This window comes from Paenibacillus sp. FSL H7-0918, assembly GCF_038007025.1.
In the GTDB taxonomy this organism is placed as follows: domain Bacteria; phylum Bacillota; class Bacilli; order Paenibacillales; family Paenibacillaceae; genus Paenibacillus_AQ; species Paenibacillus_AQ odorifer.
The window spans coordinates 1,675,934-1,700,824 of record NZ_JBBOWJ010000001.1 but is presented as its reverse complement, the minus strand read 5'-3'; the positions used below and the strand labels follow the sequence as shown (position 1 = coordinate 1,700,824).

At 46.0% G+C, this 24,891-nt stretch carries 16 protein-coding genes, 8 tRNA genes and 3 rRNA genes; all 27 read left to right on the top strand.

The genetic code is table 11. From position 1 onward, the window contains the following. The first annotated feature begins 2 nt into the window (after positions 1-2). The gene (locus MHI15_RS07805) at positions 3-743 is read left to right on the top strand and encodes a Spo0B domain-containing protein (RefSeq protein ID WP_076105522.1); all 741 of its coding nucleotides are present in this window, start codon (positions 3-5) and stop codon (positions 741-743) included. 15 nt (positions 744-758) lie between these two features. Next, positions 759-2,069 carry a GTPase ObgE gene (gene obgE, locus MHI15_RS07800; RefSeq protein WP_036685174.1) on the top strand — a complete coding sequence of 437 codons (1,311 nt, stop codon included), beginning with the start codon at positions 759-761 and terminating at the stop codon, positions 2,067-2,069. Positions 2,070-2,279: 210 nt separating this feature from the next. Then, positions 2,280-3,602, top strand: a complete 1,323-nt coding sequence (locus MHI15_RS07795; RefSeq protein WP_038573034.1) for an SPFH domain-containing protein — start codon at positions 2,280-2,282, stop codon at positions 3,600-3,602. 10 nt (positions 3,603-3,612) lie between these two features. Next, a complete protein-coding gene (locus MHI15_RS07790) occupies positions 3,613-4,359 on the top strand; it encodes a hypothetical protein (protein WP_076129386.1) in 747 nt (248 codons plus the stop codon). A 14-nt stretch (positions 4,360-4,373) separates the two neighbouring features. After that, positions 4,374-5,150 (top strand): hypothetical protein, encoded by a 777-nt coding sequence (locus tag MHI15_RS07785; RefSeq protein WP_076281867.1) that lies wholly within the window; start codon positions 4,374-4,376, stop codon positions 5,148-5,150. Between the two features lie 66 nt (positions 5,151-5,216). Beyond that, positions 5,217-6,578: a hypothetical protein gene (locus MHI15_RS07780; protein WP_076310620.1), complete on the top strand. Its 1,362-nt coding sequence runs from the start codon at positions 5,217-5,219 to the stop codon at positions 6,576-6,578. Between the two features lie 158 nt (positions 6,579-6,736). Beyond that, positions 6,737-7,174 carry an ACT domain-containing protein gene (locus tag MHI15_RS07775; protein WP_038573029.1) on the top strand — a complete coding sequence of 146 codons (438 nt, stop codon included), beginning with the start codon at positions 6,737-6,739 and terminating at the stop codon, positions 7,172-7,174. 33 nt (positions 7,175-7,207) lie between these two features. Further along, positions 7,208-8,494, top strand: coding sequence for a homoserine dehydrogenase (locus tag MHI15_RS07770; RefSeq protein ID WP_036685184.1), 1,287 nt, complete (start codon positions 7,208-7,210; stop codon positions 8,492-8,494). A gap of 59 nt (positions 8,495-8,553) precedes the next feature. Beyond that, entirely contained in the window at positions 8,554-9,531 is a 978-nt protein-coding gene (gene thrB / locus MHI15_RS07765; protein WP_340397294.1) for a homoserine kinase, read from the top strand. Next, a complete protein-coding gene (pheA, locus tag MHI15_RS07760) occupies positions 9,528-10,415 on the top strand; it encodes a prephenate dehydratase (RefSeq protein WP_036685188.1) in 888 nt (295 codons plus the stop codon). The genes thrB and pheA overlap by 4 nt, the downstream gene beginning before the upstream one ends. Before the next feature lie 4 nt (positions 10,416-10,419). Further along, positions 10,420-11,301, top strand: a complete 882-nt coding sequence (ilvE, locus tag MHI15_RS07755) for a branched-chain-amino-acid transaminase (protein ID WP_036685189.1) — start codon at positions 10,420-10,422, stop codon at positions 11,299-11,301. A gap of 304 nt (positions 11,302-11,605) precedes the next feature. Continuing rightward, positions 11,606-13,372, top strand: coding sequence for a LysM peptidoglycan-binding domain-containing protein (locus MHI15_RS07750; protein ID WP_076309136.1), 1,767 nt, complete (start codon positions 11,606-11,608; stop codon positions 13,370-13,372). A 454-nt stretch (positions 13,373-13,826) separates the two neighbouring features. Beyond that, positions 13,827-15,384, top strand: a 16S ribosomal RNA gene (locus tag MHI15_RS07745). Between the two features lie 232 nt (positions 15,385-15,616). Beyond that, positions 15,617-18,543: ribosomal RNA gene (locus MHI15_RS07740) — 23S ribosomal RNA — on the top strand. A gap of 146 nt (positions 18,544-18,689) precedes the next feature. Beyond that, a 5S ribosomal RNA gene (rrf, locus tag MHI15_RS07735) occupies positions 18,690-18,806 on the top strand. The 16S, 23S and 5S rRNA genes sit together here, the layout of an rRNA operon. Positions 18,807-19,054: 248 nt before the next feature. Further along, complete coding sequence (locus MHI15_RS07730; RefSeq protein ID WP_341164299.1) at positions 19,055-19,243, top strand: hypothetical protein; 189 nt, start codon at positions 19,055-19,057, stop codon at positions 19,241-19,243. A 181-nt stretch (positions 19,244-19,424) separates the two neighbouring features. Then, positions 19,425-19,499: transfer RNA gene (locus MHI15_RS07725), tRNA-Glu, on the top strand. 89 nt (positions 19,500-19,588) lie between these two features. Next, positions 19,589-19,664 (top strand) — tRNA-Val (locus MHI15_RS07720). 89 nt (positions 19,665-19,753) lie between these two features. Next, positions 19,754-19,830 (top strand) — tRNA-Met (locus MHI15_RS07715). 25 nt (positions 19,831-19,855) lie between these two features. Next, positions 19,856-19,933, top strand: a tRNA-Asp gene (locus MHI15_RS07710). A 14-nt stretch (positions 19,934-19,947) separates the two neighbouring features. Then, positions 19,948-20,020: transfer RNA gene (locus tag MHI15_RS07705), tRNA-Lys, on the top strand. Between the two features lie 36 nt (positions 20,021-20,056). Further along, positions 20,057-20,131: transfer RNA gene (locus MHI15_RS07700), tRNA-Gly, on the top strand. 10 nt (positions 20,132-20,141) lie between these two features. After that, a tRNA-Arg gene (locus MHI15_RS07695) sits at positions 20,142-20,218 on the top strand. Positions 20,219-20,237: 19 nt separating this feature from the next. Then, positions 20,238-20,319, top strand: a tRNA-Leu gene (locus tag MHI15_RS07690). 337 nt (positions 20,320-20,656) lie between these two features. Then, complete coding sequence (locus tag MHI15_RS07685; protein WP_256717574.1) at positions 20,657-22,651, top strand: AraC family transcriptional regulator; 1,995 nt, start codon at positions 20,657-20,659, stop codon at positions 22,649-22,651. Further along, positions 22,638-23,687: a FecCD family ABC transporter permease gene (locus MHI15_RS07680; RefSeq protein WP_080742574.1), complete on the top strand. Its 1,050-nt coding sequence runs from the start codon at positions 22,638-22,640 to the stop codon at positions 23,685-23,687. Before MHI15_RS07685 ends, MHI15_RS07680 begins: the two co-directional genes overlap by 14 nt. After that, positions 23,684-24,691: a FecCD family ABC transporter permease gene (locus MHI15_RS07675; RefSeq protein ID WP_076098983.1), complete on the top strand. Its 1,008-nt coding sequence runs from the start codon at positions 23,684-23,686 to the stop codon at positions 24,689-24,691. Before MHI15_RS07680 ends, MHI15_RS07675 begins: the two co-directional genes overlap by 4 nt. Positions 24,692-24,891 lie beyond the last annotated feature (200 nt).

The window sequence follows — 24,891 nt, the reverse complement described above, 5'->3', positions numbered from 1 at the left end:
GAATGAAATCCTGGAAAAGTGCAATCTGGGCAGTCATGTTATCCGTAATGCTTCCTTTAGGTCTTTTGTATTGGCATACTTCTCTTCTGACGTGTCTATTACTCGGAGTCTGGGTAGTGGCAATCGTTGCTTTCAGTTTTATCTGGAGCCAGCGTCATTATGAACGGGAGCTGCGTATACAAGAGAACACTCTGCAACAGGCGGCGATTCGGACACTGAATCATCATCGACATGATTGGATGAACGATTTGCAGATTCTATACGGATATATTCAGCTTGGAAAGCCTAATAAATCCGTGGAGTGTGTGGAAAGAATAAAGGAACGCATAGCACTTGATAGTCGTATCGCTAAGTTGGGCATTCCTTCATTGGTTTTCTATATCCAATCCTTCCGAACTAACAGGTCTAGTCTGGAATTGGAAGTTCAGGTGGAGGAAGGGTTGCAGCTAGAGGACAAGCTAAATCCAGAAGCAGGAGATGAGCTGACTTCAGTGATTATGCAGACCATACGGGCTTATCAGTACAACGGGCTGGCTCCTCAGGGGGAGACGCGCAAGCTGCGCCTTGGCTTTTTTCAGGATGGAGGAGACATTCTTATCTCCTTCGAAGGCGAGGGGGAGCATGGCAATCCCGAGCTGCTCAAAGGGCAAATTTATAATATAGTACAAGGAAAAATCATGAAAGCAGAGCAGTTTAAGCCTAGCAGGGCTTATGTAGAGCTGCGATTACCGCTTGAAATGTGAGGAAGGTGAACATTTATGTTCGTAGATAAAGCTAAGATTTATGTTAAAGGCGGTGACGGCGGGGATGGTCTCGTTGCGTTTCGCCGGGAGAAATATGTACCGGAGGGTGGTCCTGCCGGTGGTGACGGAGGCCGTGGAGGCGACGTTATTTTCCGTGTAGATGAGGGACTGCGCACGTTGATGGACTTCCGTTATCAGCGCCACTTCAAAGCTGACAAAGGGATTAAAGGACGGAACAAAAGCCAACATGGAGCGAATGCGGATCATATGATCGTTCGTATTCCGCCAGGAACCATTCTGATTGACGATGATACGCAAGAGATCATTGCCGATATGACGCGTCATGGACAACAGGTTGTAGTTGCACGTGGAGGCCGTGGAGGCCGGGGTAACACCCGTTTTGCCACAGCTAATAATACTGCACCAGAGCTTGCGGAGAACGGTGAAGAAGGCCAAGAGCGTTATGTTGTTATGGAACTTAAGGTAATGGCTGATGTAGGGCTTGTAGGCTTCCCGAGTGTGGGTAAATCTACGTTGCTGTCGGTTGTGTCCGCAGCTCAGCCCAAAATCGGAGCTTACCATTTCACAACAATTACACCGAATTTAGGGGTAGTGGATGTTGGGGATGGCCGAAGCTTTGTGATGGCGGATCTGCCTGGATTAATCGAGGGAGCTAGTGAAGGCATAGGTCTGGGTCACGAATTCCTGCGTCACGTTGAACGCACGCGTATCATCATTCATGTAGTTGATATGTCTGGCTCTGAGGGCCGTGATCCCTTTGAGGATTGGGTTCTAATTAATGATGAGCTGAAGCAGTACAATGCTAGTCTAATCGATCGTCCGCAGATTGTGGCGGCGAATAAGATGGATATGCCTGAATCAGAAGAGAATCTTATTTCTTTCCGCGAACGCGTAGCTGAGGTGCGGCCGGATTTAGAAATCATGCCAATTTCATCCCTTACCCGTCAGGGTGTTCAGGAGCTCCTATATCGTGCAACGGATATTCTCGACAGCATTCCGGTTGCGCCGGTGGTTGAGGAAGTTGCTGAAACTACTGAACGTAAGGTGTATAAGCTGGAAGCAGAAGAGGATAATTCCTTTACTATTACACGGGATAACGAGGCGTTTGTGGTCACAAGCCCACGTATCGAACGTATGCTGAAGCGCATGCAGCTTAGCACACATGATGCGATTCTCAAGCTGGCACGGACTTTGCGTCATATGGGTGTAGATGCAGAGCTTCGTAAACGCGGTGCTGTAGAAGGAACGATTGTCCGTATCGCTGATTTCGAATTCGAATTCGTTGAGAACAGCAGCTACTATTAATATTTAGCTGACTATGAAGCGCCAACTATGGTTTTCCTGTAAAGGGATAGCATAGTTGGCGCTTTTTTTGTGAGGAGATCAGTAATTTTTTTCAATAAAAGAACCCAAAACACGATATATATCGTATACAATAAATATCGAAATACACTAATTCCCATTTGGGAGCGTACACGTTATTTATATATAAGATAATGAAAGAAGGAATAGCAGATGGCAATTATAGAAGTGGTGAAGTATGACGGTCCTCCAGGTATATTTGCATGGAAATACCCTAACCAGGAGCTGGGGACATGGACACAACTAATCGTTAATGAATCCCAGGAAGCAATTCTATTCAAGGGCGGACAAGCGCTTGATTCTTTTACAGCTGGGCGGCACACGCTAAGCACCGCTAATATACCTATTTTATCCAATATCGTTAATCTTCCTTTTGGTGGAAAATCACCATTTACGGCTGAAGTATGGTATGTGAATAAGACGAATTCGATGAATGTCAAATGGGGAACAAGCTCACCTTTACAGCTTCAGGATCCCAAATACAAAATTATGATTTCTGTTCGTTCTTTTGGGCAGTTTGGTGTAAAAATCGATGATCCGCGAAAATTCTTGCTGAAGCTCGTAGGGACACTCCCGCAGTTTGATCATGAAACGCTTATCAGTTATTTCCGCGGACTGCTGATGTCGAATATAAATGAACTTATTTCTTCTTACCTTGTGCACAAGCAAATCAGCATACTGGAGATTAATGCTTATGTTGCAGAGATCTCCAAACATATTCAGGGCCGACTAGCCTCGGCTTTCTTGGATAATGGCATTGAGCTGAATAATTTTTATATTGATTCGATCAATATTCCAGAGGATGATCCGGCAACGATTCGTTTGAAGGAAGCTTTGGCTAAAAAAGCGGAAATGGATATCATGGGCTTCACCTATCAGCAGGAGCGTGGTTTTGACACGATGGAAGAAGCGGCAGGTAATCCCGGCAATCTTGGAGTGGGCATGATGAACACCGGGATGGGGCTTGGACTTGGAATGGGATTTGCTGGACCCGCTATGGATATGGTGAACCGTATGACTAGAGGGATGAACTTGGATTCAGGGACTACAGTTATACGTCAAGAGCAGCGTTCCTGCTCTAAGTGTGGAGTTATGAATCCAGTAGAGGGACGGTTCTGCAGCGGTTGTGGGCAGGCGCTTGGAGGCAACCCGCAAGGTTCTCCCTCTGCGAACAAGATCAAATGTTTTGAATGCGGGCATGAACTAAATGCAGGAGCTAAGTTCTGTCCAGGTTGCGGGAATCCTTATCGTCCTTGCCCATCCTGTAAAGCAGATAATCCTGAGGGAGCGGCTTCTTGTGTCTCCTGTGGAAAAGAAATGCCTAAAGCTTGCGGTAAATGTGGGACTATGGTAGCGCCAGGGGTGAAATTCTGTCCTCATTGTGGAGACAGCATGGTGATTAAATGCAGCGGCTGTGGACATGAGCTGAAAGCTGGACAAAAATTCTGTGCAGAGTGCGGAACAAAAGCAGGCTAAGGAGGACCTAATGAACAAAAGCAGGAGATATATATACATTATTACCATCATTTATGCGGTAGCTATAGTACTGACAGTGTTCTCGTTTATTGGATTAGGTTTCTCCGACTCACTGTTTCGGTTCATAATTTCTTTATCCGCGGTTCTGTTAGCAGAAAGTGTAATCTATGGCTATTGTATTTTTTGGCTCCGAACTGCAAGTAGCATTCAGCAGACTCCGCCTGTTCTTATCAGCGGCGCAATCATTACGGGAATCTATGCAGCCATCGTATTTGTATCGGCCTTACTCTTCGATTGGCTGCTGGAGTTACCCGCCTTGTGGTACGCAGCCGAACAATTGCTGATTCTTGTGTTAGGAGCGATCACTTTGGCCGCGATAGGGCTTTACGGGTGGAATGCTGGGGCAGGGGAACAGCAAGCCAAAAGGTCTTTACAAAAGTTTCGGCGGTATCAGAACGAATTAACTGAAATGAGTGAGCTGGCTAGTAGCTGGAAGAATTCCGAATCCGAGCAGCTAGTGAACGTGTTAGATATGTTGGAGGAAAAATTTAAGTACAGTGATCCGATATCAGAACCGTCTTTATATGCTACAGAGGATATTCTGCAGCAGCAGATTTCTCTGTTACATGATCACGTGAAGCTACTGCTGGCGACCCAAGAGCCACATGAGGGCTGGCAGGTAGAAGTAAATGAGATGTCAGAGAGTATAAAGTCTACACTTCAGCGGCGTAACCGTGAATTAGCGGCACTTAAATAGGAGGAGTTTACTACATGAACAGTTTGAACCTACAAGAGCCGTCACCGCTCCCGGGAGGAAATGCAACCGTTCCCCGGCTTAAATACGAACGTACCGGGTTTGATTATGTTATTCTCGCGGCTGCTTATCTGCTGATGCCAGTTGGACTTGTGCTTGCCTTGTTACGTTTGATGACAACGCATTACAAAAATTACCGCAGACCGACTAACCTCAATCTGCTGATGCATGTATTTATTGGTGGGTTTGTTGAACTTTCTATTGCCATGTTTTCTAGTGCGCTCAATGGGGAATTTGGAACTTCTGAATTAGTATCAACGCTTATTTTAATTGCAATCATGTTTTTGACTCCAGCTTTTATACTGGCCAGTGTGACAGCGAAAGCTAAATATACCCTTTCTAAGCTTAACACTTCTTATATAGAGCTGATTCAAAATAAGAATATCCGGCATATTGGCAGTATATCTGAACGAATAGGCCAAAGTGAAAGTGATGTACGGAGAGATGTCCAGTATCTGAAGGATAAAGGACTGCTTGATATTGATGTCGCATTATCCGAAGGGCGCCAGACGCCAGAACCATCAGCAGCTAATCAAGGTTACCCTGAAAGTACTTCGGGCTTTGGAGGAACGGGGAGAACCCAAGCATCGGGGCAGCAAATACCTGCGCAGCCTCAGTCTCCGCCGCAACTGCCTAAGTCTATCCGTTGTCCGGGGTGCGGAGCCCAGAATACTGTGCTCCCAAGCCAATCTAAAAGCTGTGATTACTGTGGAACGAAGATCCCGTACAATTAATGCCGTCAACCAACAGATTAGCTGCATCGCATATAGGATTACATAAATAAGGGGATTAAAGACAAAATGAGTGGATTGGATATACGCAGACAGCCGCCGACATCGGGAAAACCTGTGTACAAGCATGAATATGAGCGGACGGCGTTTGATTATACGACTATTGTGTTTGCGTATGTATTTGCTCCGGTTGGCTTTATATTGGCTGCCATTCGGTTATTATCTACACATTCCAAGAGACAGCGCAAAGCAAGCAATATTAACCTGTTTTATCATGCGTGTATGGGTGCCTTTGTAGAATTGGCGATCTATTTCATTATTAGCAAGCTACTCGGTCAAATCGATTATGTCGCACTCTTGATCAGGCTGGTGATTATCTACGCATTGTTTAGGATTCCCGCCATCAAATTATCCGTTAGGGCCGTAGGATGGAGAGAGGGATTCACCTATCTTTGCAATGACTATATCGCATTGGTTCTTGTGGACGGCATAAGGCATATCGGCAGCCTATCCGATATCCGCGGATTCAGTGAAGAGAATGTCCGCGAGGTTTTGGAATATTTAAAAGATCAGGGAGTGCTTTCTCCAGATATTGTTTATTATGAAGGACGTGTAGACAATCCATTTGTGAAATTGCCGCCGAAGCTTATTTATTCCAAACGGGCACAAGCACTGGTGCGTGCGCCTGAGAATAACCTTCGCTACCGTAACAAACGAGACCAGACAGTGTTTGATCGAATCATCATGGCGATTGCCTATTTGTTTGCTCCGCTTGGGTTTGTACTTGCGATGCTTCGTTTTGTAAGCACTCATTATAAGAATGAGCGGAAATCATTTAACTACAAATTGCTCTATCATGTATGTATGGGAGCTTTTATGGAACTTGCTGTCCTCTTCGCCGTGGGGACCTACAAAGGGGATTTTAAGTGGTACACTTTATTGATCATTCTGGTGGTCCTCTACGTGATCTTTATAATTCCGGCAGACAGCTTTGCAGGGAGGGCTACCTTCGCAACAGAAAACTTTGATTTTCTGTGCAAGAAGTATCTCATGCTGATCGTAGTGGATGATGTTAGGCATATTGGTAATTTAGCTGATATCACGAAACAAAGTGAAGATGATGTACGTAGAGACCTACGGTATTTGGTGAGATGGGGGTTACTTGCTTCTGATCTTGTCTATTATGAAGGACGTGTTAAGCTCTTAGATAAACAACCGCCCAATCTTGTACATCCTGACCGGGCACAGCCCTCCGCGGCAACAGAGAACCAGCCATCATCTGGACGGCAGTCATTGCCGGAGAATAGGCCTAAGCCACCTGTCCAACTGCCGAAATCCATCGTTTGTCCGAGTTGCGGTGCTAAGAGTAGAGTACTTCCAGGGCAGGATAAAATCTGTGACTATTGCGGGACGACGATTCCATACAGTTAGTGTACATACGATTGCCTTCTGCCCCCGGGAATCCGGGGGTTTTACTACACCTAACTACCCGGCCTTGGAGCATCCAGATAAAGTTATTGCATTTTACAAGCCTTTTCCGATATAATGTCCACTAAGAAAACACAAAAGTCTTTGAGGTGAGGACGTTCGTGAGAGAACGCTATTATTTGGTCCGGGAGGACATATTGCCTGATGCTGTACTTAAGACTATGCAGGTTAAACAATTGCTTGAGGCCGGGGATGCGAAGACCGTAAATGAAGGTGTAGAGCAGGTGGGATTAAGCCGAAGCGCTTTTTATAAATACAAGGATGGAATTCACTTGATCCATCAGCTCGAACGAGAGCGGATCGTTACGATTTCCATGGATTTGGAGCACGAATCTGGAATGCTTTCCAAGGTACTAGGCTCTGTAGCAGGACATGGGGCTAATGTGTTGACGATTCACCAGAGTATTCCGCTGCAAGGCCGGGCAAATGTGGTGATCTCCGTAGAAATTTCACACTTAAATGAGGAGCTCGGAGAGATGCTGGATAGTCTGAAAGAGATTCCAGGAGTGAAGCGTGCTTTAATCGTTGGACAGGGATAGGAACTATATTCGTAAACTTTTAGGAGGAGACAGATGAAGCCGGTTAAAGTGGGGTTGCTGGGCCTGGGAACAGTAGGCACAGGTGTAGTTCGTATCGTGGAAGGGAATCAAGAGGATTTAAGCAGCCAGGTAGGCTCTTCAATTGTCATTGAACGTATAGCTGTGAATAATTCTAATAAACCACGCGAAATCGAGGTTGATCCTGCTAAAATAACGACAGATCCATGGGATGTGATTCGTGATCCTGAAATTGATGTCATCGTTGAAGTTATGGGGGGAATCGCGGGAACCAAAGAATATATTCTTGAAGCTTTGGAACGCGGTAAACATGTCGTAACTGCGAACAAGGATTTGATGGCGCTGCACGGCTCGGAGATTCTTGCTAAGGCGCAGGAGAAGCAATGTGATGTCTTTTATGAGGCTAGCGTAGCAGGAGGCATTCCGATTATCCGCACACTTATCGAGGGCTTTTCCTCAGATAAGATTATGAAGATTATAGGTATCGTGAATGGAACGACTAATTACATACTAACCAAAATGAGCCAAGAAGGCGCATCCTATAATGATGTGTTAAAAGAAGCGCAGGATCTGGGATACGCAGAGTCTGATCCAACCTCGGATGTGGAAGGCCTGGACGCTGCCCGCAAAATGGCGATTCTCGGAACCTTAGGTTTCCGTACTAATGTGGAGCTGCATGATGTAAGTGTGAGTGGGATTTCTCAGGTGAGTAAGGCGGATATCGCCTTTGCGAAACGTCTCGGATATGAAATTAAGCTGTTAGGCATCGCTGAACGTCAGGATGAAGAATTCAGCATCAGTGTTCAGCCAACCTTGATTCGGGCTAGTCATCCCTTGGCTTCCGTCAATGGCGTGTTCAACGCAGTTTACGTATACGGGGAAGCAGTGGGAGAGACCATGTTCTACGGTGCGGGTGCGGGCGCAATGCCAACTGCAACCTCAGTGGTAGCTGATTTGGTAGCTGTCATTAAGAACCTTAAACTAGGTGTGAATGGATTGAAGCAAAAAGTACCTTACAAGCAGAAAAAGCTTAAGAGTGATGAAGCTATTTTTTATAAAAACTTTTTGCTTCTGCATGTTGATGATAAAGCAGGGGTATTGGCTAAGATTACTCAAGTGTTTGCCGAATATGATGTAAGTTTGGATTCAGTAGTTCAGCAAGCCAATCCCAATAATCCTGATGCGGAGATCATTATTGTCACTCATAACGCTAGTAAAGCAAGCATGAACAAAGTGCTGCGCCATTTCGAGGAGCTGAAAGTCATCCGCCGGATTAAGAGCCATTATCGTGTGGAAGGTTAACCAAGCCACTGAACTAATACTTTCATATTTCAAAACATAGTAAGGAGATTGTACCTGTTATGAGTATTTACGGAAGAGCTAGGGTTAAAGTGCCTGCTAGTACTGCCAATCTTGGTCCGGGCTTCGATACTCTGGGTATGGCTTTGCCGCTATATGCCTGGATTGAGATGGAGGAAGCAGAGGAGACTGTTTTTCATCTATATGGTGATGAGATGAATGGAGTGGCTCAGGATAAGAGCAATTTACTCTATAAGGTCGCTCAAATGGTATTTGCAGAGGCAGGCGTTACGGTGCCTGAATTATCGATAACCATGTACTCGGAGATTCCGCTTACGCGTGGACTCGGCAGCAGTGCCTCAGCTATTATTGGCGGAATGGCCGCAGCGAACACAATGATTGGCTCTCCGCTGGATAATGCTAAGCTGTTTGATATGGCTACCCAGCTTGAGAAACATCCCGATAATGTGGGTGCCTCCTTGTTTGGCGGCATTATTACTGCCGTGTGGGATGGTGAACATGCGGATTATGTTCGGCTAGAACCACCACAAAATCTTGAGGTGCTGGTGGTTATTCCTGAATTTGAACTGGAAACCACAAAAGCGCGGGGATTGCTTCCAACAGAAATCTCAGTTAGTGATGCTGTGTACAACATCAGCAGAACCTCTCTATTGACGGCTTCGCTGGCATCAGGCCGGCTTGACCTGCTTAGCAGAGCGATGCAGGATCGCCTGCATCAGCCGTATCGTGCACCGCTTATACCGGGCATGGAGAAGCTGCTCGCAGAAGCTCCTGAACACGGTGCTTTAGGGATCGCACTTAGCGGTGCTGGACCGACTCTGCTATGTTTAGTGGATCGCCAAGAGACCCGTAAGAGTGAGCTTGAGGCCTTCTTGAAGAATACGATGCAGGAACATGGCATTTCCGCTCGGACCTGCTGGTTAACACCTTGTGCTTCTGGAGTTACTACAGAGCTGTTCGAAATAAACGAGATGCAAAACGTATCATTTTTGGATATGATAAAAGGAGTACGGTCATGAAATCAATAGCGGTATTGCCGCAGGGCTCGGTATCCCACGAAGCGCTGCTGCATTTGTTTAACGGTGAACCTGTAAAGCTTGTGCATCACAAGTTAATTTCCGATGTATTTCTCTCTACGGCGAATGGTACCACCGATTACAGCGTGATTCCGATTGAAAATACCATTGAAGGCTCAGTTAGTCTTCACATCGATTGGCTCATCAATGAAGTGGATCTGCCAATGCAGACGGAATGGATTTTTCCATCGATACAGAATCTTATCGGTAACCCAAGGGAATTCACAGATACAGACGGCAACAAGGATTTCACCAAGATGGTAAAAATCCTTTCGCACCCCGTAGCAATGGCGCAATGTATGCAATTTGTTCGTAAGCATGCCCCTTGGGCTGAACTGGAGTCGGTTGGAAGTACCTCTGAAGCTGTGGAAATCGTCAAAAACAATCCCGGCAAGGGCTGGGCTGCTATCGGTACCGCTCTTGGCGCCGCTACTCATGGGCTGGAGATTGTAGATCGGCAAATTACAGATCACAACAACAATTACACACGGTTTGTCCTGGTTGGTCCACAGAAGATAGATCTTCCGCGGAGCAGCACAGGAGTAAAGACGAGTGTTCTAGTAACGCTGCCAGAGGATTTTCCAGGTGCCTTGCATCAGGTGCTTGCTGCTTTTTCCTGGCGGAAACTGAATTTATCGCGTATTGAATCACGACCAACGAAGAAGAAGCTGGGTACTTATTATTTTTATATTGATGTGCTGGAACCGATAGAATCTGTTCTGCTGCCAGGGGCTATTGAAGAAATTAGTGCTTTAGGCTGTCAGGTAAGGATTCTGGGCTCGTATCCCACATACACCTATGAGGAAGAGAAAGCGGAGGTGCAGTAAATTCATGGCTGAGCAATGGATCTATTTGGATGGACAACACGTAACGAAGGAAAATGCAAAGGTATCCGTTTTTGATCACGGTTTTTTGTATGGAGACGGTATTTTTGAAGGTATCCGTATCTATAACGGCAATATTTTTAAATGTAAAGAGCATTTGGACAGACTGTATGATTCGGCAAAATCGATCATGCTGGACATTCCGCTAACGTATGATGAGATGCTGGAGGCTATGGCTGAAACGATTCGTCTTAATGACATGCGGAACGGTTATATTCGACTGATCGTCTCCCGGGGACCAGGGAACTTAGGTCTTGATCCACGCCGTTGTCCAAAAGCTAGTGTAATTATTATCGTTGAACAACTGGCTATTTACCCAGAACAAGCGTATTTGAACGGACTTCGTGCAGTTTCTGTGTCCCAACGCCGTAATATTCCGGATGCACTCAATCCAAAGATCAAATCGCTTAATTACCTAAACAATATCCTAGTAAAAATCCAATCCAACTTGGCAGAAGCCGACGAAGCCATCATGATGAACGCTCAAGGTTATGTTACTGAGGGATCGGGCGATAACATTTTCATCATCAAAAATGGTGTAGTTTTCACTCCTCCATGTTACTTGGGAGCCCTTGAAGGAATTACCCGTCTGGCGATCATTGAGCTCTGCGAGAAATTAGGTATTAAACTGAAAGAAGAACCGTTCACAATGCATGATGTTTATATAGCGGACGAGGTGTTCTTCACTGGCACAGCTGCTGAGGTTATTGCTGCACGTGAAATTGACGGCCGGATCATTGGTGAAGGACAAGCGGGTCCAATCACTTTGAAGCTGCTCGAAGAGTTCCGTAATGTGGTTGATAAAGATGGCTATAAGGTTTGGGAATAAAGACTAATCATACAACGTAAATAGCATTGAATACGCATCAGAAGTCCTTTTATGCATACATGCAGAAGAAAACGGGAGTCTCCGGTTAATCTTTTCATGGATCATGAAAGGATTTTTTTTATTTCGGGGATGTCATTCGCCCATGGGCTGCATAAGATGTAGTAACGAAGGAGGCGGCTGTACCGCATATAACTTTGTAAGAGAGCAATGTTCCATGAAAAGGGTGTTTGCTTTCGAAGTCAGTTTTGCTGTGTAGCTGTAAAGAAAGCAATACTCCACAAAACTTTTAGGAGGTTAATGCTACGTGAAAATACACATTGTCAAACAAGGCGATAGTTTGTATGCATTATCGCAAAAGTACGGAGTGCCGTTACAAAAAATTATTGAAGCAAACCCGCAGATCAGTAATCCGAATGTGTTAGCGGTTGGAGACAAAGTAAAAATACCTACGGCCCCTGTATCCGTACCGGAGAACAGTGAAGTTTACTACAAGCACACCGTTAAACAAGGAGATACCTTGTGGAAATTATCTAAAGCCTGGGGAATTCCTTTGAAGGATATGGTTGAGGCCAATCCCCAACTAAAGAATCCAAATGTACTTATGTTAGGGGAAGTAGTTAATATTCCTAAAAAAGTATCCAATACCTCACCGACACAGCCTGGGTATACACCGTCTAACGCGTCAGAGAAAACGCAGGTGGGTGGCAAGGAATATACAGGTCCCAAAGAACAGCCTGCTGCTGAAGTAGTGCCTGCACCTAAACCAGAAACTAAACCAGAAGTAAAACCAGAGACCAAGCCAGAAGCTAAACCTGCACCTAAACCAGTGACAAATATCTCACCTGAATCCAATTCTGCACCACACCCATCGCTAAACATCGCCCCTATTAATACACAAAATATTGCACCCAATCCTGCGCCTAATATGCAAATGGAAGTTGCTCCAGTGCAAGAAATTGAAATGCAGAGTTTATTTGTTCAGATTACGGTTCCAAATCAAGAACCGATTGCTCAACAAGAAGCACCTAAAGCTGAGAAGAAAGCAGACAATGATTGCACATGGGATAATTCCAACGGATACCCGGGCCTGGGAGGAAATCCTTATCTCTATGATTCATATCAAAATAGCCCTAATATGAACATGAACTGGGCACCAAGTTATGTTCAGCCAATGGCTTATGCACCAGAATGTATTTCACCATGTTATTTTTCGGGCAATATGTATTCTAATATGAGTCCAGAACAGTGGAATCCCAATGCCGCGCCAAACATAAGCCCAGAGCAATGGAATCCCAATGCCGCGCCAAACATAAGCCCAGAGCAATGGAATCCCAATGCTGCGCCAAACATAAGCCCAGAGCAATGGAATCCCAATGCAGCGCCTAACGTGAGCCCAGAACAATGGAATCCCAATGCCGCGCCAAACATAAGCCCAGAGCAATGGAATCCCAATGCTGCCCCTAATATGAGTCCAGGACAGTGGAATCCGATGGAGGCTAATGTTGCTGGCATGAATGTTGGCGGGGATTTCTCCCCGTATGCTGTTCCTCAATATGGAGGACAGACGCCGAACCTTCCTTGGCCAACTTGTGGGTGCGGAGGCGTGCATATTCAACCAGTGCAAACTTATTCATATGACATGCCTGTATATAACACCTATCCTGAATATGGGAATCCAAACGCTTTTTCCGCATATGGAGCAGGAATGCCTAATCAGGGAATGGTACCTACTTCTACGCTTGGAGCATTTGGTGGACCGGATAACTCTAATATTCCATCCAATCCGCAGTATCCAGGGATAGGTAATTATTCGCAGCATAATCGGGTGCCGGAAATTCAAGAACCTGAAGCGTTCGTGCAGGAATCTCCCGAAACGGCTAGAACAGAGACTGATGAGTCAACTTCTAACGCTTCTCTCAAGAATAAGGGGAATGTAGCAAAGGAAACAGCAACAGGCAAAAAAGCAAAGACCTCAGGTCAACCTAGTAGCAAGAAAAGCAAAACTGCTACGAAATCTCAAGGTTCAGCAGCGAGTACTAAAAAACGTAGAAATCCTTGGATTTCAAACTAATAAATTTATATATTAAGCCGTTGTTTGACTTACGTGTAGATTCTGTATCCTTAGAATCTACACGTTTTTTTATAGGTAAATAGGGATAAAAGATGTTAAATAAAGTGGGGCAAAAGCACTTATTTATAAAATATAAATTTTTAAGTATTGTTTTTATATAGGGATATATGGTACATTATAAATCCAGTCGCAAAGAGGAACTATAAAGCTTTCGGTTGGTGAATGTTAATCTGAATTAGATTGCAAAGAACTTTGAAAAAAAAGAGTTGCAATAAATCAGAAAGCATGATATATTATAAGAGTTGCTGCTGAGACATTAAACGGCGCCAACGAGAACTTGATCTTTGAAAACTGAACAACGAGTGAGTAGGAAATCACGTAAGTGAAATCCAAAATTAGAGAATTAATTTTCTCGTCAGATGTTTCAAAATGAGCATATCGCTCTTTTCAATACTAATTGGAGAGTTTGATCCTGGCTCAGGACGAACGCTGGCGGCGTGCCTAATACATGCAAGTCGAGCGGAGTTATTTTGAAAGCTTGCTTTCAAAATAACTTAGCGGCGGACGGGTGAGTAACACGTAGGCAACCTGCCCTTCAGACTGGGATAACTACCGGAAACGGTAGCTAATACCGGATAATTTCTTTTTTCTCCTGAGAGAAGAATGAAAGACGGAGCAATCTGTCACTGAGGGATGGGCCTGCGGCGCATTAGCTAGTTGGTGGGGTAACGGCCCACCAAGGCGACGATGCGTAGCCGACCTGAGAGGGTGAACGGCCACACTGGGACTGAGACACGGCCCAGACTCCTACGGGAGGCAGCAGTAGGGAATCTTCCGCAATGGGCGAAAGCCTGACGGAGCAACGCCGCGTGAGTGATGAAGGTTTTCGGATCGTAAAGCTCTGTTGCCAGGGAAGAACGTCCGGTAGAGTAACTGCTACCGGAGTGACGGTACCTGAGAAGAAAGCCCCGGCTAACTACGTGCCAGCAGCCGCGGTAATACGTAGGGGGCAAGCGTTGTCCGGAATTATTGGGCGTAAAGCGCGCGCAGGCGGCTATTTAAGTCTGGTGTTTAAACCTTGGGCTCAACCTGAGGTCGCACTGGAAACTGGGTGGCTTGAGTACAGAAGAGGAAAGTGGAATTCCACGTGTAGCGGTGAAATGCGTAGATATGTGGAGGAACACCAGTGGCGAAGGCGACTTTCTGGGCTGTAACTGACGCTGAGGCGCGAAAGCGTGGGGAGCAAACAGGATTAGATACCCTGGTAGTCCACGCCGTAAACGATGAGTGCTAGGTGTTAGGGGTTTCGATACCCTTGGTGCCGAAGTTAACACAGTAAGCACTCCGCCTGGGGAGTACGGTCGCAAGACTGAAACTCAAAGGAATTGACGGGGACCCGCACAAGCAGTGGAGTATGTGGTTTAATTCGAAGCAACGCGAAGAACCTTACCAGGTCTTGACATCCCTCTGAATCTGCTAGAGATAGCAGCGGCCTTCGGGACAGAGGAGACAGGTGGTGCATGGTTGTCGTCAGCTCGTGTCGTGAGATGTTGGGTTAAGTCCCGCAACGAGCGCAACCCTTAACTTTAGTTGCCAGCAGGTAATGCTGGGCACTCTAGAGTGACTGCCGGTGACAAACCGGAGGAAGGTGGGGATGACGTCAAATCATCATGCCCCTTATGACCTGGGCTACACACGTACTACAATGGCCGGTACAACGGGAAGCGAAGCCGCGAGGTGGAGCCAATCCCATCAAAGCCGGTCTCAGTTCGGATTGCAGGCTGCAACTCGCCTGCATGAAGTCGGAATTGCTAGTAATCGCGGATCAGCATGCCGCGGTGAATACGTTCCCGGGTCTTGTACACACCGCCCGTCACACCACGAGAGTTTACAACACCCGAAGTCGGTGGGGTAACCCGCAAGGGAGCCAGCCGCCGAAGGTGGGGTAGATGATTGGGGTGAAGTCGTAACAAGGTAGCCGTATCGGAAGGTGCGGCTGGATCACCTCCTTTCTATGGAGAATCGTTCTCTGCAATGAGGACATTCAAATCGGAAGTTTAACTTCCAAAACTCAGGTTTAGGCCTGTTACTCACTCGTTGCTCAGTTTTGAGAGTTTAAGCTCTCAAGTAAGACTTGATCCTTGAAAACTGGATACCGAAACGAATTTGCGTTTTAGAACATCTTTTAGCAACTTGTGCAAACAAGTAAATGTTATTAGTGAGATTTTTCTTCGGAAGAATCAAGGTTAAGCTAATAAGAGCACACGGAGGATGCCTAGGCGCCAGGAGCCGACGAAGGACGTGGCGAACAACGAAACTGCCTCGGGGAGCTGTAAGCAAGCTTTGATCCGGGGGTGTCCGAATGGGGAAACCCAGCTGTGGTAATTCGCAGTTACTCATTTCTGAATACATAGGAAATGTAGAGGCAGACCAGGGGAACTGAAACATCTAAGTACCCTGAGGAAGAGAAAACAATAGTGATTCCGTCAGTAGCGGCGAGCGAACGCGGAACAGCCTAAACCTAAGAGCTTGCTCTTAGGGGTTGTGGGACGTCTCACATGGAGTTACAAAGGAATATGGTAGGTGAAGAGGTCTGGAAAGGCCCGCGATAGAGGTAAAAGCCCTGTAACCTAAACTGTGTTCTCTCCGAGACGGATCCCGAGTAGTGCGGGGCACGTGAAACCCCGTATGAATCCAGCAGGACCATCTGCTAAGGCTAAATACTACCTGGCGACCGATAGTGAAACAGTACCGTGAGGGAAAGGTGAAAAGCACCCCGGAAGGGGAGTGAAATAGAACCTGAAACCGTGTGCTTACAAAAAGTCAGAGCCCTATTAATGGGTGATGGCGTGCCTTTTGTAGAATGAACCGGCGAGTTACGTTTAACATGCAAGGTTAAGCCGAGAAGGTGGAGCCGCAGCGAAAGCGAGTCTGAATAGGGCGAATTAGTATGTGGACGTAGACCCGAAACCGTGTGATCTACCCCTGTCCAGGGTGAAGGTGCGGTAACACGCACTGGAGGCCCGAACCCACGTACGTTGAAAAGTGCGGGGATGAGGTGGGGGTAGCGGAGAAATTCCAATCGAACTCGGAGATAGCTGGTTCTCCCCGAAATAGCTTTAGGGCTAGCCTCGGTATAAGAGTAGTGGAGGTAGAGCACTGATTGGGTGCGGGGTCCGCAAGGATTACCAAGCTCAGTCAAACTCCGAATGCCATATACTTATTGCCGGGAGTCAGACAGTGAGTGCTAAGATCCATTGTCAAAAGGGAAACAGCCCAGACCATCAGCTAAGGTCCCCAAGTGTGTGTTAAGTGGGAAAGGATGTGGAGTTGCACAGACAACCAGGATGTTGGCTTAGAAGCAGCCACCATTGAAAGAGTGCGTAATAGCTCACTGGTCGAGTGACTCTGCGCCGAAAATGTAACGGGGCTAAACACACCACCGAAGCTATGGCTAGATACGTATGTATCTGGGGTAGGGGAGCGTTGTGTAGGGGTTGAAGGTGTACTGAAAAGAGCGCTGGACACTACACAAGTGAGAATGCCGGTATGAGTAACGAAAAGATCAGTGAGAATCTGATCCGCCGAAAGCCCAAGGTTTCCTGAGGAAGGCTCGTCCGCTCAGGGTAAGTCGGGACCTAAGGCGAGGCCGAAAGGCGTAGTCGAAGGACAACAGTTTGAAATTACTGTACCACCGTAATCCGCTATGAGCGATGGGGTGACGCAGGAGGGTAGTGACGCGGACTGATGGATGTCCGTCTAAGCAGTGAGGCTGATGTGTAGGCAAATCCGCACATCATTAAGGCTGGGCTGTGATGGGGAGCGAAAATTGTAGTAGCGAAGGTCATGATCTCACACTGCCAAGAAAAGCCTCTAGCCAGGAGAAGGTGCCCGTACCGCAAACCGACACAGGTAGGCGAGAAGAGAATTCTAAGGCGCGCGGAAGAACTCTCGTTAAGGAACTCGGCAAAATGACCCCGTAACTTCGGGAGAAGGGGTGCCCCGGTAGTGTGAATAGCACGAGGGGGCCGCAGTGAAAAGGCCCAAGCGACTGTTTAGCAAAAACACAGGTCTGTGCGAAGCCGCAAGGCGAAGTATACGGGCTGACGCCTGCCCGGTGCTGGAAGGTTAAGGGGAGTGGTTAGGGGTAACCCGAAGCTATGAACCGAAGCCCCAGTAAACGGCGGCCGTAACTATAACGGTCCTAAGGTAGCGAAATTCCTTGTCAGGTAAATTCTGACCCGCACGAATGGCGTAACGACTTGGGCGCTGTCTCAACGAGAGATCCGGTGAAATTTTAATACCTGTGAAGATGCAGGTTACCCGCGACAAGACGGAAAGACCCCATGGAGCTTTACTGCAGCTTGATATTGAATTTGGGTACGATCTGTACAGGATAGGTGGGAGCCGTAGAAATCGGAGCGCAAGCTTCGGTGGAGGCGCCGTTGGGATACCACCCTGATCGTATCTAGGTTCTAACCTAGTACCCTTACCGGGTACGGGGACCGTGTCAGGCGGGCAGTTTGACTGGGGCGGTCGCCTCCTAAAGAGTAACGGAGGCGTTCCAAGGTTCCCTCAGAATGGTTGGAAATCATTCGCAGAGTGCAAAGGCATAAGGGAGCTTGACTGCGAGACCTACAAGTCGAGCAGGGACGAAAGTCGGACTTAGTGATCCGGTGGTACCGCATGGAAGGGCCATCGCTCAACGGATAAAAGCTACCCTGGGGATAACAGGCTTATCTCCCCCAAGAGTCCACATCGACGGGGAGGTTTGGCACCTCGATGTCGGCTCATCGCATCCTGGGGCTGAAGTAGGTCCCAAGGGTTGGGCTGTTCGCCCATTAAAGCGGTACGCGAGCTGGGTTCAGAACGTCGTGAGACAGTTCGGTCCCTATCTGTCGTGGGCGCAGGAAATTTGAGAGGAGCTGTCCTTAGTACGAGAGGACCGGGATGGACGTACCGCTGGTGCACCAGTTGTTCCGCCAGGAGCATGGCTGGGTAGCTACGTACGGACGGGATAAGCGCTGAAAGCATCTAAGCGTGAAGCCCCCCTCAAGATGAGATTTCCCAATTAGTAAGACCCCTTGAAGACGACGAGGTAGATAGGTTGGAGGTGGAAGTGCAGTAATGCATGGAGCTGACCAATACTAATCGGTCGAGGGCTTATCCTATACGTAGAATGCAGATTTGTTTCGGATTCAGTTTTCAGGCATCAAGCTCAGATTTATATAGTCCAAGTGACTGTATGATGATGAATTTGTTTTCAGCATTTGGCGATGCTGAGACCTGAATAATGCATTTGTACCGCAAATGCCCGTTTGGTGGCGATAGCGGAGGGGTTCCACGCGTACCCATCCCGAACACGACCGTTAAGCCCTCCAGCGCCGATGGTACTTGGACCGAAGGGTCCTGGGAGAGTAGGACGTTGCCAAGCACGCAAGACCACTGTTGAGTAATCGACAGTGGTTTTTTTGTTGTACGATATTTAGCAGCTTATTATAAGGATAGGCAATCACTGTGAAGTGGATTTTGAATGAAAATTAGTTCATGGAGGCAAATGATCATGATTATATGGATCAATGGTGCTTTTGGTTCAGGGAAGACACAAACCGCATATGAAATGTATAGAAGAAAAACATAGCTAGCGAATATAATGGAATAATTATCGTGCCTATGACCATAATGAATCTAGATTATTGCAGTGAAATCATCGGCAAGTTCATTGATGGAGGTATAGAGCTTTATCTTTTTAGTTTGTGTGCCTGCCGAGAGACCTTGCTTAAGAGATTAAGCGTTAGAGTGAAGGAAAAGACCCTTGGGCTGCTCAGCAGATCGACAGGTGCATCAGAGGGCTTGTCACGAGGTATTTAAGCAGCATTTAGACACGAATGATAGAACTATAGGTGAAATCGTTGAGATAATATCTCAAAAGCTTCATATCAATCTATTACCTAGGGAAGAGTAAAAAGAAAAATAATTAGTTTAGGTATTGCTATACTTAATAATACATGATATAATCTTTTTTGTTGTCAAAACAATTTGTTTTTAAAACGGCCCGTTGGTCAAGGGGTTAAGACACCTCCCTTTCACGGAGGTAACATGGGTTCGAATCCCATACGGGTCACCACTTCTTCTTGAAACAGCATCAGACTTCTAGAAAAAATGGTTGCATTACAGATTTGATTATGTTATGATAATTAAGTTGCTTCTTTACATGGAGGCTTAGCTCAGCTGGGAGAGCATCTGCCTTACAAGCAGAGGGTCGGGGGTTCGATCCCCTCAGCCTCCACCATAACACATCCCCAAAAGTGAAGTTAATGCTTCACTAAGGATTCCGGATACTTTCCGAGGAATCCAAGGGAATTAATACTTTTTTACTGACGCGGGGTGGAGCAGCCCGGTAGCTCGTCGGGCTCATAACCCGAAGGTCGCAGGTTCAAATCCTGCCCCCGCAACCAATTTTCATTAAGCAATTATTCTTCTGGAACCGTGGTGTAGTTGGCCTAACATGCCTGCCTGTCACGCAGGAGACCGCGGGTTCGAATCCCGTCGGTTCCGCCATTTTCTTGCTTTATGAGCCATTAGCTCAGTTGGTAGAGCACCTGACTTTTAATCAGGGTGTCGAAGGTTCGAGTCCTTCATGGCTCACTTCTTTAGTGAGTCGGACATCAATACATACCGTGTGCGGACGTGGCTCAGCGGTAGAGCATCGCCTTGCCAAGGCGAGGGTCGCGGGTTCGATTCCCGTCGTCCGCTCCATATAAATTTTGCGCCCTTAGCTCAGCTGGATAGAGCGTTTGACTACGAATCAAAAGGCCGGGAGTTCGAATCTCTCAGGGCGCGCCATATTTTAACTTAATACTTTGCCGGTGTGGCGGAATGGCAGACGCGCTCGACTCAAAATCGAGAGGGAAACCGTGGAGGTTCGAGTCCTCTCACCGGTACCAACTAAATCAACTCAAAGTTCATTAGATACTATATCTGATGAACTTTTTTGTTTGTTTTTTTACAATTCCGTTCATGCCTGTGCCGGAAAACTTTTGATACATCCTTCAAGTATGAATAAGAAATTGGACTTAGTTGTACCCAGAAAGATTAATGTAAGAGGATATGTGAATGAGATAGAGGCATTCCTGAGGAAGCTCCACTTCGAAAGCTATAAGCAATCATGATACTAAACAGCGATTGACAAAATAGAGGAACTACCTAATACTAATTGATAATCATTATCATTTATTGTGAAATATAATTAATTCAAATAGATTGTGGAGCAGATCGGAGTGTATGGCAAAGATGAAGCTGGAAGATCATATTTTCGCATGGAATTATGCCGCTGTTAAAGTACTTGATATTCGACATGCTGTGATGAAGCCTGGGGACAAGCTGCAAGGCTATGTATTACCAGCATGTGGATTTATCTACTGTGTGCGGGGTACGGCCAGCTTGAATCTCAACGGCATAGATTACGACGCAGACCGTCACTTTATTGTGCATGGTGGCAAGGGCATGAGACTAAGTATAGAGACAGGGAAGTTGTTTGAATACTATTTATTATTCTATAGAGCCTCCTTGCCAGGAAGAAAGGATTTAGCAAGACTTTTAGAACGCAGCAATCCATTTCGGATGCAGTATAGCTTCGAGTCTTTGGAGCCATTACCACTGCACTATCAACTAATGGCAATGGAACAACTTTGGGCACAAGGAAGCCAATTGGAAAGAATTCAAGTTAAAGGCTTGTTCTATCAGTTTATACATGAATTATTAAAGCAGTTTACAAAGGATGGAATTAACCTCAGGCAACCGGATGTCATTGGGCAGGTTGTCCGTTATATTGAGGAGCATTATCGTCATAATTTATCACTAGAATCTATAGCGGAGCAATTTAATTACAGCCCTCGTCATTTATCAACCCGCTTTAAAGGGGAGACAGGGTTTAGCTTGATTGAATATTTGATACGGTTCCGGCTTAAACATGCAGAAGAGCTATTACGATGTACCGATGCTCCACTTCGCGATATTGCAGAAGAAGTTGGATATAACGATGTATATTACTTCAGTCGCATGTTCAGTAAATACAATGGTCAATCTCCCATCCGGTTCCGCAAGGAAAGCAGGCAGGTGAGCTCATCGGACAATCGTCCATTTACCACCGCCAAATTCTCCATTGGCGAGCACATATCCTCCCGATATAATGTTATTGAGTATGATAATCATTATCATTACTATTATCAAAATGAAATAACCGGAGGGTCTTCACCTATGAGATTAACAAAGACGTCAAGTTTTATTGTAGCGATGTTGCTTAGCTTTACCTTGCTATTAAGTGCATGTGGATCTGCAAGTGTTGGTTCTAATGCCACAAATTCTAATGGATCCAAAGCTTCTGAAGTTACATCATCACCAGCAAATAATTCAACTGCAATTGACAATGCCAATAAGGAGGCTCAGACAAGAACTATCTCTACAATAAAGGGAGACATTGTTGTTCCAGCTAATCCAAAGAGGGTTGTCGTGTTATACCTTCAAGGGGATCTTGTGGCCCTCGGCATTAAGCCAGTAGGGACTTCGAGTGTCTTTGAAGGAGCGGCCTTTGCAGAAGAGCTGGGGGGGATTGAAGATCTAGGTTCATGGTATGAGCCTAATCCAGAGGCTATTATGGCAGTAAAGCCGGACTTGATCATAGCTGCTTCTGAAGAAACTTACGAAATCCTTAAGGATATTGCACCGACCGTTCCAATTCCTTATGAAAAAATGGCGACGGATGAACGTGTAATGAAGATTGGCGAGGTATTTGGCAAGGAGCAGGAGGCACAAGCTCTATTAGATAATTTCCACGAGAAGTTGGAGAAGAGCAAGCAGCAGCTTGATGAACTTGGAATTTTGGATAAGACAGTAACCATTATCGAAGGCGGCAAAAAAGAGATGGCGGTGATCGATAGCAAGCTTTATGGAAGGGGCTCTCAGATCATTTATGAATATTTAGGGCTAAAAGCACCAGAGATTCTTCAGAAAAAGATTGATGGCAGAGAGAAGGCTACTGGAGGGTTTGTTTCCTTAGAGGTGTTACCTGAGTATATAGGAGACTTCGTGTTCCGCTCTGTATGGGATGGGGCTGATGATTTGTCAGACAATCCAATTTGGAACAGCATTCCAGCAATCAAAGAAGGTAGATTGATCGAAATTGGGTTTGATTTTTCATATTATTCCGATATCTACTCTCTTGATAAGCAGCTAGATTTTGTAGTTGAGAAGCTAGTGTCAGCGTATGAAAAAAAATAGAAAGCTAGATGATAGAACAACCGTTATCCCTGATTTAAGAGGGAAATCGTATTTCGGTCTGTTTCTACTCCTAGGGATACTGCTGCTGCTGCTTTCAGTAGCAGCTTCTATCTCATTTGGCTCTGCTTCTATGAGCCTGAAGATGGCATGGACAGCGATTTTTAATTTTGATCCTGAACTGACCGAGCATCAGATTATTCATGCCCTTCGTATTCCGCGTACAGCAGCTGATATTATTGCAGGTATGTGTCTCGCGGTAGCAGGAGCGGTTATGCAGGGCTATACGCGAAATCCCTTAGCAGATTCCGGATTAATGGGAGTAAATGCAGGAGCAGCACTTGCAATGGCCGTTACACTGGTTTTTCTTCCAGGACAACTGCAGACAACAACCTTGCTGGTTAGCTTTATTGGCGCAGGACTTGGAGCAGGATTAACGTATCTTGCCGCTTCATTGAATCGTTCAGGAATGACACCTCAACGACTGGTGCTAGCTGGAATATCAATTACAATGCTATTTGGAGCTGTGGGGTCATTTATCTCATTAAACTATGGAATTGGTCGTGCCCTTGCTTATTGGACTTCGGGTAGTGTGGCTGGAGCAACATGGGTGGAAATTAGGCTAGTTATACCTTGGTTCTTAGGTGGACTGGCTTTGTCACTATTCATTGCACGCTCTATCACTGTTTTAAACTTGGGGGAAGAGATTGCGAAAGGCTTCGGGCAACGGATCGTTCTCGTTAAGATGATAGCTACGCTTGCGGTCCTTTTACTAGCGGGTGTAGCTGTTGCACTTGTAGGGCCAATCGGCTTTGTAGGGTTGATTATTCCGCATATTATGCGTTTTTTTGTAGGGGTAGATTATCGTTATATTATTCCGGCATCAGCCATTTACGGCGGCGCACTTATGGTTGTAGCGGATATCGCAGGAAGGCTGATTAATCGTCCGGCAGAGACAGCACTGGGCATTATTTTTGCAATGATTGGTGTTCCTTTCTTCTTGCTAATTGCGAGCAAAGAGAGGAGAGCCTTCAAATGAATGTTGTTAAATCGCATAAGGCTACAATATGGATTCTATCTCTTTTAATACTGCTTATTGCAGGAGCTATTCTTAGTCTTAATATGGGAAAGGTGTCCCTCAATCCACTTGAAGTATTTCAAGTATTGCTTGGACAAGGTCCAGAGGAGCATAATCTCGTTGTTTATAAGTTTCGTCTTCCTCGGATCGTATTAGCGATACTTGTTGGATTTGGGATGGCACTGGCAGGTGCAGTTATGCAGGCTTTGCTGCGCAATGATCTGGCTGATCCCGGCATGCTTGGTATTAGCTCAGGTTCAGGTCTTATGGTGTTGCTGATTATCTCAACGGTAAGCATTCAAGGCGCCGCTATAACATTATTACTGCCATCTATGGCATTCTTAGGTGGTCTGCTGGCAGCAGCTCTGATCTATGTTCTAGCCTATAGAAAACGTCGTATGATTTCTTCTACACGACTTGTCTTGACTGGTGTTGCAATCAATATGGGGTTTAGTGCGCTGTCGCTATTCCTGACTTTAAAGCTTGATGACCAGAAGTATGAGTTTGCGCAGCGTTGGCAAGCAGGATATTTATGGGGGGACAAGTGGTCTTATATCAGCTTGTTGGCACCTTGGGTATTGCTGCTATTCGCATATATTCTTTCTAATTTCAGGACATTGAACGTCTTGGTGCTAGGCAACGAAATTTCGATAGGATTAGGAGTCGCTGTAAAGAAGAAATTTTTGCGCTTGGCGATTGCGGCTGTAGGCATAGCTTCTGGCTGTGTAGCGCTCGGGGGCTCGATCTTCTTTATTGGATTGATTAGTCCGCATGTGGCTCGCAAGCTGGTAGGTCACGACTACAAAGTGCTTCTACCTACTTCAGCGCTTATTGGTGCGCTATTGCTGCTTGTAGCGGATACGATTGCTCGAACGGTCAGCTTTAAGTCAGATATTCCCGCAGGAATTATTGTAACAATGCTGAGTGTGCCTTATTTTCTATATCTATTAATGCGTTCAAAATAAATATCGATAGGTTCGATCCTCTCACCGTATACTAAAAAGGTCTATAAGATTGCTTAATAAGCGATTTTATAGACCTTTTTCATTTTCAGAGCTTATTGAATTTCTAATAGGAGCATTAGATTTTCCTCTACTACTACTTCTGAATTACCCTATTTCCAAAGTTCTAGTATATACCGTTAGCTTCGCATTCGATGATATAG

Bases quoted from the DNA above. Each gene is read 5' to 3' on its own strand.
- MHI15_RS07675 (WP_076098983.1), top strand. From the start codon at position 23,684: ATGAATGTTGTTAAATCGCATAAGGCTACAATATGGATTCTATCTCTT.
- MHI15_RS07680 (WP_080742574.1), top strand. From the start codon at position 22,638: ATGAAAAAAAATAGAAAGCTAGATGATAGAACAACCGTTATCCCTGAT.
- MHI15_RS07785 (WP_076281867.1), top strand. From the start codon at position 4,374: ATGAACAGTTTGAACCTACAAGAGCCGTCACCGCTCCCGGGAGGAAAT.
- MHI15_RS07790 (WP_076129386.1), top strand. From the start codon at position 3,613: ATGAACAAAAGCAGGAGATATATATACATTATTACCATCATTTATGCG.
- MHI15_RS07780 (WP_076310620.1), top strand. From the start codon at position 5,217: ATGAGTGGATTGGATATACGCAGACAGCCGCCGACATCGGGAAAACCT.
- MHI15_RS07805 (WP_076105522.1), top strand. From the start codon at position 3: ATGAAATCCTGGAAAAGTGCAATCTGGGCAGTCATGTTATCCGTAATG.
- thrB (WP_340397294.1), top strand. From the start codon at position 8,554: ATGAGTATTTACGGAAGAGCTAGGGTTAAAGTGCCTGCTAGTACTGCC.
- obgE (WP_036685174.1), top strand. From the start codon at position 759: ATGTTCGTAGATAAAGCTAAGATTTATGTTAAAGGCGGTGACGGCGGG.
- MHI15_RS07795 (WP_038573034.1), top strand. From the start codon at position 2,280: ATGGCAATTATAGAAGTGGTGAAGTATGACGGTCCTCCAGGTATATTT.
- ilvE (WP_036685189.1), top strand. From the start codon at position 10,420: ATGGCTGAGCAATGGATCTATTTGGATGGACAACACGTAACGAAGGAA.
- MHI15_RS07730 (WP_341164299.1), top strand. From the start codon at position 19,055: ATGAATCTAGATTATTGCAGTGAAATCATCGGCAAGTTCATTGATGGA.
- pheA (WP_036685188.1), top strand. From the start codon at position 9,528: ATGAAATCAATAGCGGTATTGCCGCAGGGCTCGGTATCCCACGAAGCG.
- MHI15_RS07685 (WP_256717574.1), top strand. From the start codon at position 20,657: ATGGCAAAGATGAAGCTGGAAGATCATATTTTCGCATGGAATTATGCC.
- MHI15_RS07770 (WP_036685184.1), top strand. From the start codon at position 7,208: ATGAAGCCGGTTAAAGTGGGGTTGCTGGGCCTGGGAACAGTAGGCACA.